This is a genomic window from Aerococcus viridans (assembly GCF_002871935.1).
GTDB classification, from domain to species: domain Bacteria; phylum Bacillota; class Bacilli; order Lactobacillales; family Aerococcaceae; genus Aerococcus; species Aerococcus viridans_B.
This window is the reverse complement of sequence record NZ_PNHQ01000009.1, coordinates 69,974-82,580: the sequence shown is the minus strand read 5'-3', so window position 1 is coordinate 82,580 and position 12,607 is coordinate 69,974. Positions and strand designations below refer to the sequence as shown.

Annotated in this window: 10 protein-coding genes; all 10 read right to left on the bottom strand. The window is 32.9% G+C overall.

Annotated elements, in window-relative coordinates; genetic code table 11:
• Positions 1-85 precede the first annotated feature (85 nt).
• The 10 genes from CJ191_RS05040 to CJ191_RS04995 all read right to left on the bottom strand — a co-directional run bounded on the left by CJ191_RS05040 (position 86) and on the right by CJ191_RS04995 (position 12,582).
• Complete coding sequence (locus tag CJ191_RS05040; protein ID WP_102199172.1) at positions 86-1,207, bottom strand: IS256 family transposase; 1,122 nt, start codon at positions 1,205-1,207, stop codon at positions 86-88.
• Positions 1,208-1,291: 84 nt separating this feature from the next.
• The gene (locus CJ191_RS05035) at positions 1,292-3,016 is read right to left on the bottom strand and encodes a hypothetical protein (protein WP_102199171.1); all 1,725 of its coding nucleotides are present in this window, start codon (positions 3,014-3,016) and stop codon (positions 1,292-1,294) included.
• A 122-nt stretch (positions 3,017-3,138) separates the two neighbouring features.
• Positions 3,139-4,437 carry a DNA (cytosine-5-)-methyltransferase gene (gene dcm, locus CJ191_RS05030; protein WP_102199170.1) on the bottom strand — a complete coding sequence of 433 codons (1,299 nt, stop codon included), beginning with the start codon at positions 4,435-4,437 and terminating at the stop codon, positions 3,139-3,141.
• A 76-nt stretch (positions 4,438-4,513) separates the two neighbouring features.
• Positions 4,514-5,884 (bottom strand): Sau3AI family type II restriction endonuclease, encoded by a 1,371-nt coding sequence (locus tag CJ191_RS05025; RefSeq protein ID WP_102199169.1) that lies wholly within the window; start codon positions 5,882-5,884, stop codon positions 4,514-4,516.
• 14 nt (positions 5,885-5,898) lie between these two features.
• The gene (locus CJ191_RS05020) at positions 5,899-6,669 is read right to left on the bottom strand and encodes a hypothetical protein (RefSeq protein WP_102199168.1); all 771 of its coding nucleotides are present in this window, start codon (positions 6,667-6,669) and stop codon (positions 5,899-5,901) included.
• Positions 6,670-7,115: 446 nt separating this feature from the next.
• The gene (locus CJ191_RS05015) at positions 7,116-7,817 is read right to left on the bottom strand and encodes a transaldolase (protein WP_102199167.1); all 702 of its coding nucleotides are present in this window, start codon (positions 7,815-7,817) and stop codon (positions 7,116-7,118) included.
• A 2-nt stretch (positions 7,818-7,819) separates the two neighbouring features.
• Complete coding sequence (locus CJ191_RS05010) at positions 7,820-9,187, bottom strand: PTS ascorbate transporter subunit IIC (RefSeq protein ID WP_102199166.1); 1,368 nt, start codon at positions 9,185-9,187, stop codon at positions 7,820-7,822.
• 19 nt (positions 9,188-9,206) lie between these two features.
• Positions 9,207-9,482, bottom strand: coding sequence for a PTS sugar transporter subunit IIB (locus CJ191_RS05005; protein ID WP_102199165.1), 276 nt, complete (start codon positions 9,480-9,482; stop codon positions 9,207-9,209).
• Positions 9,483-11,522: a BglG family transcription antiterminator gene (locus CJ191_RS05000; protein ID WP_180960936.1), complete on the bottom strand. Its 2,040-nt coding sequence runs from the start codon at positions 11,520-11,522 to the stop codon at positions 9,483-9,485.
• Positions 11,523-11,748: 226 nt separating this feature from the next.
• Entirely contained in the window at positions 11,749-12,582 is an 834-nt protein-coding gene (locus tag CJ191_RS04995) for a MetQ/NlpA family ABC transporter substrate-binding protein (RefSeq protein ID WP_102199163.1), read from the bottom strand.
• Between the last annotated feature and the right edge of the window lie 25 nt (positions 12,583-12,607).

Below are 12,607 nucleotides of genomic sequence, written 5' to 3'. Positions count from 1 at the left end.
TTGTATTTTGTAATTAAAAAAAGACTAGATAATTCTAGTCTCAAAAAAACTTATTTTTTTATCTGTCTACTTGACAGGGGTCAGTTCAGTCTATAAGGACAGCTCCAATTAATCGATTGGCAGACGTTCGGTTGGGAAAAATCCGAATAATCTTTTCTCTTCTGCGGACTTCCTGGTTCAGTCGTTCAAGAAGGTTGGTGCTTTTTAGCCGATTGTGACCATTTCCGATAACCGTGTATTGAAAGGCATCTTCGAAGCCATTATCCAATGTTTCGCAAGCTTTTGTATATTTAGACTGGTCGATATATTCACCGACTAAGGCATTCTTAGCTGTTCGAGCGAGTTCAATATCCGTAAACTTAAAGATCGCTTTTACTGCTTCTCTAAACGGTTTTGAATTCTTTTTTGGAATGGAACTGAAGATGTTTCTTAAAAAATGGACCTGGCATCTCTGCCAACTTGCGTTGGTAAATGACTTACGAATTGCAGACACTAGGCCTTTATGGGCATCAGAAATGATGAGTTCTGTCCCCTGTAGACCGCGTTCTTTTAAGTATTCAAAGAAGATGGACCATGTGTCATCACTTTCTTCATTTTGGATCATGAAGCCAATGATTTCACGATCACCACCTTCTGTTATCCCGATCGCAATATGGCAGCTTTTAGAAAGCACTCGATGGTCCTCACGGACTTTTGTGTAGAGAACATCAGTCAACAGATAAGGATAACTCGTACCTGAGAGTGAACGGTTCTGCCATTCGTTGACCATCGGGTCTAACTGCTCAGTCAGGCTAGAAACAAAAGATTTCGATACCGATTTTCCACATAGCTCTTCAACAATCTTTGAAACTTTACGTGTCGAAACGCCTGAAACATACATCTCAAGCATTGAAGCGAGCAGTGCCTTTTCATTTCGCTGATAACGCTCAAACACCGTCGGTGAAAATTCACCATCACGTGTTCTAGGCACTTTTAATTCGAGTGTGCCCACACGAGTCGTAAAGTCTCGCTCATAATAGCCATTTCTTTGACTCTGACGACTTTCTGAACGTTCATAGTCATCGGCTTGAATATATTCTGTTCGTTGATTTTCCATCAATTGGTTGAAAACAGTGGTCAAAATATTTTTAGAAACTTCATCTTTTACCGAATGTTCAATAATACTTTGAACCTCTTCGTTGTTCAGTGTAAAATGTACTTGGGTCATGTAACGTCCTCCTGGGTATGTTTTTGTGGTTAAAAACATTGTACCGCAAAAGGGCTGTTACATGGCCTTTTATCTTTTACACAATTATATGGACTTTATCCTCGAATAGTTAACACTAAATTTGTTATAAAGAAAATCATTACCAATTTCCATTACATGTTGATAAGTTATTTGAAAGAAGTTTTCATTTTTATCATTAAATGGTTTTAAGAGGCTTTTCTTTTTCTCTTGATCCTCTTCAAGAATTTTCTGTACATTTTTTAGATAACTAACTGTATCTTTTGGACTATTTAATTCCTTATGTTTCCTAATTTTTTTCTCTTTACCTTTAACCAGCATTTCATACAGAAAATCACTAATTTCATCGGACCCTGCTATACTAACTAATTTATTCACGGAATATTTTGAGTCATATAACGAGTTAAGAAATTTGGCTTTACCTGTCGTTCTTTTTATAAATTTACCATCAATTACTTTGTATATATCTAAATGACTCTTTATCAACTGCCTTTTCAACTTATCAGGATTCACCCTTATCTTAGGGTTATACTTATCCGGATCTTCTTCATTAATTATTGCGAGTAATGATTCAGAACTTTCTGCTTCAGGTAAATACGATTCAATTAAATATTCTTCTCCCTCATACTTAGCTAATATGATAGTAGTTCCCAACTTACTCAAAAAATACAAATGTTCTTTATTATTAAAGTTTTGCGTTAACATAAAATCTATAACGTCTAGAGTTGTGCTTTTGCCAGTACCTCTTCCCCCTATAAAGCTATTAAGTGATGGTGAAAATGTGGTAAAAAATGGGTTTTGGTTTTTTCCTTTTAAAAAGCTATTTTCTCCCCCACTAATCCAAATACCCATTATATAGTTCAATGGGACTTGTGGTTCTTCTAATAATATCGATATATCATATTCCTCAAAGGCATCTAAAAAGGATTGTGTAGTATTATTCGCGGATTTAATCCACATAAATTTATTCTTAAAGTCATCAAACCCATGAGAATCACAGTCTAGTATATATCTTCTTTTGATATTATAATTGGCTAAACGTTGGTGCATTTTCTCTACTGCATCCATATCACTAATTCCAATATATCTAGAATATTCAGAAGTAAGTAAGTGTCTCTTATATCCTCCGCTTAAAAAATTGGAATCTTTAAAAATATCTGATGAATTTATATGTGCAATGTATGCAAAACAACCTTCTTTAGTGTTAAAATACTTCATTACATCATAGCTAGTTCTCATAACTCCATCTACCTTAGATATAAGATTTTCATTTAGATATTCTGCAACTAATTGCATTTGTTTTTCTTTAAATATGACTACCACGTGCATACGATCTGCACAAGATAGTTCAATTCCAGGCACTATATTACAATGAATATATTCGTTATCTTTTAGTATCCATTCTATACTTGTCTTTATCTTATCAAGCCCATCTAATGAATTATGATCTGAAACTACTGCTATTTCTACTTTTTCTTCTATTAATTTTCTTCCTAATAAGAGATAAGAATAAAACTCTTTATGATTTTTAAATACCTCAAAATCATTTATTAATTCTTGATTTTTAAGTAATTCTGCCTGGTCAGTACCAAACTCATTAATAATATAATCTTCATATATTTTATCTTCAGTAAGTTTTTTATAGTTTATATGGTTGCCGATTTTTTGACTAAGTTTAAAGTCATAAGATGCGGGTGTGTGCATATGAATAAGTGTTTTTCTAAATTTTCCGCTTTTTTGATTATGTGAAGTTATGTCATCATAAGCCTTTTCTTTAACTTCTATTTCCATAAATAAACTCCTAAAATAATATTCAAACTTATTAAGAAATAAGGAAGAAAACTATCTCCATAGAAATTGTTTCCTTCCTTATATTTACTACCTAACGATATACGTATCTATACTCTTATTAGTTAAATATCTAATATTATATTTTTCATTTGAATGCCAATCCTCTTTACAATACCTGTTACCAATGCATTCCCCATAAAGAACATTCTCATTCGCTCTGATACTTCGACAACCTCGCCACTATCTAACTGCTTAAACTTAGTCCAATCATCTGGAAAATCTTGTAATCTTTCCGCTTCAATTGGCGTGATTAGTCGATAACGGTTATTGATTTTTAGTAGGTGAGTCGAACGATTAACTGTTCCTTCAGAAGTTAGCATTGTTCTACCAGGTAACTCTAGACTATCAGTTTCACTCATACCACCTTCAGAATAAACATACTTATGTCCTTCTGCAGAGGTTCTCTCTAATCGTTTAGGTCCTCTTAAGTATTTGAATTTTTCTAACTTTTCACCTTCAATATAATACTTCTCTGGAACTGTGTTCTCTGGGACAATAATATCTTTAAATGGAATTGGGTTTTCGTCACCAAGTGGTTCTGTATCCGCGGAATAATAAACACCATGGCGCATGATTCCTGTATTCCAGAACTTACCATCCGCGTAATTATCAGAAACGTCCTTAATATCACTCGCTAAATGGTTAGACATGGTTCGATTCTTAATCGGCTCTTGCTTGATAGGAAATTGTCTAGCGAATAAACCATCATTGAAAATATACTCTGCATAGGTATCAAAGCCTTTTTCATCAATTAGATTTGTTTCTGATGACTCCTCATATTTTGCATCTATTTTCTTAGCAAAGGCAGTATCATTTCGATATACGAAAAAGAATACACGACGTCTACGCTGTGCGCGTCCATATTCAGCTGCATTGATTACACGCCACTCTACTGAGTAACCCAGTTCATTAAATGAAGCTAACATAACGGCAAAATCTCGACCACGTTGACTTGTGGGTGCTTTTAGTAGTCTATCAACATTCTCTAACACTAAGTACTCAGGTTGAATAATTTCTGTTGCTCTAATGATTTCCCAGAACAGGACACCTTTCTTTCCTTCAATACCCAATTCATTTTTTCTTGAACGAGCTACAGAATAATCTTGGCATGGGAAGCCACCAACAATCATGTTGACACCATTTTGTTTCATTTCTTCAAACTTTTCGTCTGGAATTAAAGCAACATCTGTTGGGATATGTTCAATTTCTGGGAAACGATAAACACCGACTTCATAGGCGTCTTGTGATTTTTTTGAGGGTTCATATTGGTTTGAATAGGTAGTTTGGAATAGTTCACTATCAGCATTATTGAAACCAATGGTGAAACCTCCTACACCATCAAACATTGAAAAAATTTTCATTAAATCTCCCTCTCTACGAACATACTTTCGTATATTATAATATACTCCAAGAAAAAGATCAAGCCTAAAGCTTGATCTAATCTTTCACGATTTCAGCAATATACTCTTTGTTGAGCCAGAAAGCCTGCTTAGTAATTTCTTGACCATCCGGTAACAGAACTTTGTCTTTACCATCCCTGGCTTTTGGACGAATATGTGTTACATAGTTTTCTTTGGCAGACGGTAAATTATTAGATATACCTCTAGAGCTGACGGTTAATTCTACCCCATCTTTTAATACTTTTCTACCCCGATGCCACATTAATCTAACTTCATTACGAATCGTCTGTTCAGGCATGTTCCATAATACTACCTTTTTAAAATAAGGAATTCTATCGGGATTTTCCTTAAGCGTCTCACGATATTGAAATACAACGAATAGAAATTTAGTCTCTTCAAATTTTTGATAAAATTGAGATTCCTCAAACGAATCGTTCAACCATGCATCAAAATCGATGTTTTCAAAAGACATGTGTTCTTTAGGTATATTATTCGGTTCCAGCCTAATTGTTTTAAATTGAATATTTGCTTTTGAAAATTCTTCTATATTATCTAACTTAGTACCTGTAATCCCAAGAATTCTACTAATCATATTTGCGATGGTAGATTTATTTTTAGGATTGATTTCATAATTAATCTTTTGACTAATTTCTCGCATATCTAATCCTACGTAAGGTGCAAATCGCTCTTGTAGAATAGTCTCCAAGGATTTTTTCGCTAATTCCTCTTTACTAGCAAACGAGACGATATTGTCTTGCTTTATATATTTTCTAACTAAAGTCGTCATATACGAAGCTTTTAAAGAAAATGCACGCTGCATCGCGGGGACATCAGAAAACGGCTGTTGTCTTAATGAATTTTTGTTAGCGCCTTTCGTACATGCACCTAGATACATGGTATCACCTTCGGATAATTCTTCTGCTTTCCCTGCACGGATTTTTCCTACAATGATTTCCCAGTCATTTTTGATAATCTCTAGGTCGTCTTCAGGATAAGTATATAAGACAGATTTTAATATACGATAATCACCACGATCTAATTCTTTATCCCAGAAATAAAACATGATTAATATAGTTTCATTTTTACGCCAAAATGAAGACGTCTCAAAAGTATAATTTACTTCTTTAATATAATTGATAATATTTAATACCAACCGTTCCTTAGCCGCAAATGATTTATTTTTATTCTGCTTAACTGGGGTGGCTTTCAGCTCAACCCCTAAATCACCAAAGTCTGCTTCACTTGTAGAATTGATAGCATAACCAAATAAACCTTCTTCAATTATTTGACCGATACCACCTTTATTCCCTTTTGATGCTAGCCGGTTATTAACATCAAATTCTTTAATTCTCATACCCTCAGCGCTTTTAGCGATTGCGATTAATTCATCAACTGTGTCAATATTCATTTATATTCACCTGTCTAATTTATACTCTGAATAATCCATGTATTGCCGAAAACTTTTCTTAATTTCTTCTTTTTAATAATTAGATAAACTGGTTTTTCCATAAGTGTGTTAGAGTACCGCAAATATTCATCAGCATCGTACTCTGGTTTCTTAGTTATGTTATTTTTCCACATTTCTTTTGAAATATCTCTAAAATTTTCTTTAGTAATACCAATTTTTGTTGCATGCTCCTGAATTCTTTTTTTCTCTATTACTAAAAATTCTATTTCTGCAATATTTTCTATATTCAATTTTTCTATTTCAACATTTTTGAGGAAGCCTTTTGGATCATACTCAGGTTGAACATTTGCCCATAGCCAAGATACTATATAATATTCTGTATCACAGTACTTTTCACTATAAAGCCAGCCATCTCTTTCATTACCGTATCCATTCTTAAAATATAATTCAAATGCAAATGTGGGTAAAGAATTCGGTCGATTCCCGTTAGCATCCCTAACGGGCTTAATATAGTTAATTGCCGATTTAATATCTACTTTATGTTCTTTTTCATCTCCAAAAAGCTGTTTACTAGTAATAAGTAAATCAACTCCTTTTTCCTGCAATGATGCATCTGTTACTTTTTCAATTTTTTCAATAGATGGTTCTCCAACTTGCTTTTCATAATAGTGGGTGTAATCATCTCTTTTTGTTAAAAATGGCTTTTTATTAGAAAAGTTCTTGGTAAACCAATCAGTAACCAAATCTTCAGCTTTCAAATCATTACTAAAGTTATTGAATTGCATAAAATCCTCTTATATATACTCGTTACTATTTTCATTATATTTTCTCAAGGGAAATCACAAATTATAGTGTTTCATACTAATAAGTGTATTCTATATTTTATAAATTTTATTTAGACTTATTGTTACAAAAAAGTTATTCATTATATTTATCTCCGAAATTATCAATAAATCACGAATAAAGATATACCTATTATACTAATAAAAATATCAAGGATAATGATTCGTTACAATTGATTGCATAAGTGAAGATGATAACCAACCTTTATTTAGATATGTCACCTAATCTTAGATATTAGAATTAATACAGTATCCTTGTATACTTCTTTAAATTTCATTATATAAACTTTTAGAAATAAAATTTAGTACAAAAAAGTTGAACAATTAGCCTCCATCTTGAATAAGCTAATCATTCAACTATTACCAACTTAATATCCTGGCTTATTCAATTAAAGAATTGAATACCCTAATTCTTTTCCGTCTTTTACAAATCCGTCTACTGTTTCTAATGAATATTCATATAAATCTTTATCTTTTAATTTATCGTATTTCTTTAATAAAGCTGGTGGTACCGTAACTATATCAACTCCAATATCATTTGCTTGATAAATATTTAAAATTTCTCTAGTACTTGCCCACAATAATTCACAGCCTTCTTTTTGAGAAGTAATAGATAACGCTTTTTTCATTAAAGGAATAGGATCCACTCCGGTATCTGCGATTCTACCCGCAAATACTGATACAATACTTGGAACACCATCTTGTAGACTATTTACTACTTCTTCAACTTGATCTAAAGTAAAAATCGCTGTTATATTTAGCTTGATCCCTTTTCCTGATAATTCTTTGATCAACTCGGAGGTACTTTCTCCTTTAGTATTCATAACTGGAATTTTCACATAAACATTATCTGCTATAGATGCAATCTTTTCAGCTTCTTGCTTCATAACCTGAATATCGTCACTAAATACTTCAAATGAAATTGGATAATCTTTTATATTCGCTACTACCTTATTAGCAAATTCTATATAGTCAGTGATGCCTGCTGACTTCATTAACGAGGGATTCGTTGTAACTCCCGTTACTGTAGGCGATTTCAAATCATTTAACATTTCATCGATATTTGCTCCGTCAGTAAAAATCTTCACCATTTTTAGTCCTCCATTTCGACATTATTTATCGCAGTACTTTTATTTTTTCCTAAACTAGGAAACAGTAATGATACAGCTATTAAAGCTAAGATAATATATATACCTACTTGTCCGAACCATGTGCCTAAATTTCCTAAAACTATTCCTATCACACCAAAGTCTACATCCCCAAACGTTGTATTTGAAAATCCTAGTTCCCCTAGTACCGGTAATAAGAAAGCTGGGATAAAAGCAAGTAGCAAGCCATTTACAAAAGCCCCTATAGTTGCTCCTCGAACACCACCAGTTGAGTTTCCATAAACCCCAGCTGTTGCTCCGCAGAAGAAATGCGGTACAAGACCTGGAATTATAACTACTCCGCCAATAGCTCCTAGAGCTAACATACCAATCACACCACCAATAAAACTAGAAATAAAACCTAAAATTACCGCAGTTGGAGCAAACGGGAAGAATACTGCACAATCGACCGCTGGAACTGAGTTAGGAATAATCTTTGTTGCTATTCCTTCAAAGGCTGGGATTAAATCGGCTAGGATTAATCGAACGCCGTTATATACAATAGTTACTCCGACTGCAAAGGTTAAGCCACATAATAAAGCATAAACATACGGATTAGTTTCTCCTGATAGACTACTTACAAACTCAGGACCAGCTGCTACAGCTGCACCTAAGTAAAAGATAACCATTGTTAGCGCAGTTGAAATCGTAGTATTTCTTAAGAATCCAAATTGTTCTGGAACTTCAAAATCCTCTGTTGATTTACTATTCTTTCCTACGTACTTTCCAATAAAGGCTGATAAATAATAACCTAAACTACCAAAATGTCCCATTGCAATTTCATCACCATCGGTCACTTGCAAAGTATATTTTTGCCCTATTGCTGGAGAGATTGCAGACCATGACCCTAAAATAAACCCTCCAATAAGAATCATTTGTATTCCTTCAAAATTTAAGGATCCTAAAACTGCGGATAGTAAACAAGCCATGAAAAAACTATGGTGCCCTGTTAAAAATATATACTTAAATCTCGTAAATCTTGCAATCAATAGATTGAATACATATCCCATAATTAGAATTGACATTGTTTCCACACCTAAAAGTTCTTGAGCTACTGAAGTAACCGCTTCATTATTCGGTACCACACCTGTAACGTTAAAACCCGTCTCTATCATCTTTGCTAGTGGATCAAGATTAGCGGTAATAACACCGGCTCCTGCCGAAAGCATTAAATATCCTAAAATTGGACCTAAAGTGCCTGTCAGCACTTTATCCCATCTTGAACGCATAGCTATCAAACCTATAAAAGCTATTAATCCCATTAAAAAAGCCGGCTCACTAAGGATATCTTGTAAAAATGATAATATTGCCATAACTTTCCCCTCCAATTCTTTATTTGAATTTTTCTAAGTAAGGTATCAAATCTTCTTGAATTTTTTTCTTGTTTGTATAACTTTTTACAATACATACGTTCGAATTTTCAGGAAAAATATTAGCAAATTCTTTCACAGTTACAAATAAGTCTGCTTTTTGTCCAGAGGCAGCATTAGAGTCACTAGATTCTACTTGTGCTGATACTCCTACTTCTTTTGCAATTGTTTCTACCTTCATTTTAAGTAACAAACTACTACCAATACCGTTACCACATACCGTTACTATTTTCATAATTTACATCTCCATTTCTTCATCAATTATTTCCATTATTTCATCTGGATTTTTAGCTTCATTTATTTTTCGGATAATATTTTCCTCATCTAAAATATTTGCTAATTGAGCTAAAGCTTTCAGATGGGCTTGAGAATCGATTGGAGCTAACACAAAAATTAAATTTACAAATTTATCATCGTCTTTATCTTCCTTCAAATTAAAATCTACAGAATCTTCTATTCTCAATAAGCTCATACCAAGTCTCTTCACACCTTTATCTGGTGTGGCATGCGGTACCGCTACATGTGGAGATAACACAATGTAAGGTCCAAATTCTTCCACACTTTCAATCATACTTGTTATATACTGTTTCTCTATAAAACCTTGGTCTAGTAAAGGTGCACTAGCAACAGTAATTGCTTCTCTCCAGTCTGCCACTTCTTCTACAAATTTTATTCGCGACGAATTTAATAATTCATTCAAATTTATTCCTCCTTGCAAATTATTTAAGTTGTTTATTTCTTCACTAAAATATGTATCTAATTCTGTTTGCAATACATTATAATCTGGTATATGTACATGATTCTCTAATATAGCTAAGACCTCGTTCACTCTTTCCAAATTCAAATCATGTATACCCAAATAGTCATATACCTTTCTCTTCAAAATACTTTTTTCTACGGGTCTCATAACAGGAGAAACTTCAAATTGTGGCTTATTTATATCCTCTATTAGCCTTGTCGTGAAAATTATGTCATACGATTTCTTATTTAAAGTGTAGATTTCTTGCATAGAATAAAAATCAATTATTAGGATTTCAGGTAATGTTTCTCTTAAAATTTTTGTCAGAATATATGAGGAGCTTACACCATTAGGACAGACAACAATTCCTTTATACTGTGAATTTATTGGCTTAGTTGTTCCTATATAACCTTCAAATAAAATTACAAAATAAATAATCTCATCTTCCGAAAGAGCATAGTCACTTTTTTCCTCTAGAGCCATCACAACTCTCTTAATTATTGAATATAAGTCTGTATATTTAGATTTTACATTTTCTTTCAACGGATTATTCTCATATATCCCAAATACCATACGGAAGTATGCAGGTACAAAGTGATTAAAGAATACTACTCGAAAGTGTTGTGGATTATTATTAACAATCCCCAAATACCCTAGTACTTTTTCTATAATTAAATCCATCCTCTTCTGTAGAAAGTTAGTGCTTTCTCTCTTTAAATCACCTTGGAGACTAGCCATAATTCTGGATGCAATATAGAATCTTTCATCTTTTAATTGCGGTAAAAATTTAACTATTCCTTTTGTTAGGACATTTATATCTAACTCTCTTAGTAAGTGATATTGATTGCTAGAGTAATCATCAATCGGTTCAAATTTTGAAATACTCAAAATAGCTAAAATATAACTTAATCTCATTAAAGATTTCTCAACATATATTCCATCGGTTGATTCTCTTAATACCTTACTAATTTTAGCAATAAACCCACTATCAACTTGTTTATGAGTCAAATAAAATATCATCCAGCCACCTGTTTCTAAATCTAGAATATTCGTCACTGCATATTCCAATAGTCGTCTCTGATTTATAGGATTACCTATAAGGTGATAGCCTTTCGATCTAGAATATTTCAATTTTATATCATATTTAGCAGAAATTGCTTTCGATATTCTTATATCATTAAGTATCGTATTCTTACTCATTTTTAACAAATCTTGAAGATGATAATTTGAAATATAACTATTAGCAATAAATATATATATAATTATTGCTAGTGGTCGTTCATCTTGAAACAAAAAATTTTCTTCAAATTTAGATAGCGCTTTTATAAACTCTTTCTTATCCCAACTCGGACTTACAATTTTATTATCTGTAAAAAAAAACTCTTCTAGTTTAACTTTATTCAAAAAATCATTAATTCTATCTATATCTCTAAATAAAATCCTCCTATCTACTTCAAAAACTTTTTCTAGAAACATAATGGAGTATCCATCATACTTTTTTAGTACAAATATCTTTTCCACTAATAAATCTGTAATCATATATTTACTCCTTAATTCCATTATATTGAAAACGCTATCATTACAAACTGAATTTGAACCCAATTTACTGATAACTATTTGTTCTCCTTATTGTGCTTATTATAACTCTATATTTAACTCATTGAATTAATATTCTCTATACAAATATCCAAAAAAACCCCCCTAAGATAGCCATAAATATTCGGTATCTACCCTAGGAGGGATATGTTTTTATATTATTCTAAAATTAGTTTGCACTCCCTGGTTCTGGTGCGCCTTCCCATACTGGAATTGATGAGCCTGCTGACATTTCGTCGATGATTGCTGCGACTTCGTCTGTTTGATAGTATTCAAGGATTGTCTTGTATACTTCATTATCAGTTTGGTCTTCTTGGACTGCGATGACATTGTAGTATGGTTTAGATGATTCTGCGACTGGTTCTAGGTAAATAGCATCTTGTGTTGGTACATAACCTGCGTCTGTTGCCATGTCATTGTTGATTAATGAGATATCCACGTCAGTTAAAGCACTCGCTGTTTGGTTGGCTGCCATTTCTTCAAATTGTAAGTTTTTGGGATTTGAAGTAATGTCACTTGTTGATGGTAATAATCCTTTTGATTCATCTAGTTCGATTAAACCTGCTGTTTGTAGTAGTAATAAAGCACGTGATCCGTTTGATACATCATCCGGAATAGCCACTAAAGCACCGTCTTTTAATTCATCTAGAGAATCGATTTTCTCAGAAAAGACACCCATTGGATTTAAAGTGGTATAACCTAACGTGGTATTTGAATAACCACCTTCTTCATTGATGGAATCCATATAGATTTCTGTTAAAGCGGAGTGCATATCAATCGAACCATCATCTAGAGATACGATTGGTTGACGGTAGTCGGTAAATTTCACCAATTCAATTTCAATATTTTCTTTTTCTAACAATTCTTCTTGTAGGTATTCCCATTGGTCGTTTTTATCTCCAACCACACCTAGTTTCACTTTTGTTGTTTCTTCACTTTGACCACAAGCAGCTAATACAAAAACTACTAGTGCCAAGCTCAATGCACGTAAAATTTTCTTCATGGTTATTCCTCCAAAATGATTATTC

Coding starts and splice junctions, on each gene's coding strand:
- CJ191_RS05010 (WP_102199166.1), bottom strand. CDS start 9,187: ATGGCAATATTATCATTTTTACAAGATATCCTTAGTGAGCCGGCTTTT.
- CJ191_RS04995 (WP_102199163.1), bottom strand. CDS start 12,582: ATGAAGAAAATTTTACGTGCATTGAGCTTGGCACTAGTAGTTTTTGTA.
- CJ191_RS05025 (WP_102199169.1), bottom strand. CDS start 5,884: ATGAATATTGACACAGTTGATGAATTAATCGCAATCGCTAAAAGCGCT.
- CJ191_RS05015 (WP_102199167.1), bottom strand. CDS start 7,817: ATGGTGAAGATTTTTACTGACGGAGCAAATATCGATGAAATGTTAAAT.
- CJ191_RS05035 (WP_102199171.1), bottom strand. CDS start 3,016: ATGGAAATAGAAGTTAAAGAAAAGGCTTATGATGACATAACTTCACAT.
- CJ191_RS05020 (WP_102199168.1), bottom strand. CDS start 6,669: ATGCAATTCAATAACTTTAGTAATGATTTGAAAGCTGAAGATTTGGTT.
- CJ191_RS05000 (WP_180960936.1), bottom strand. CDS start 11,522: ATGATTACAGATTTATTAGTGGAAAAGATATTTGTACTAAAAAAGTAT.
- CJ191_RS05040 (WP_102199172.1), bottom strand. CDS start 1,207: ATGACCCAAGTACATTTTACACTGAACAACGAAGAGGTTCAAAGTATT.
- dcm (WP_102199170.1), bottom strand. CDS start 4,437: ATGAAAATTTTTTCAATGTTTGATGGTGTAGGAGGTTTCACCATTGGT.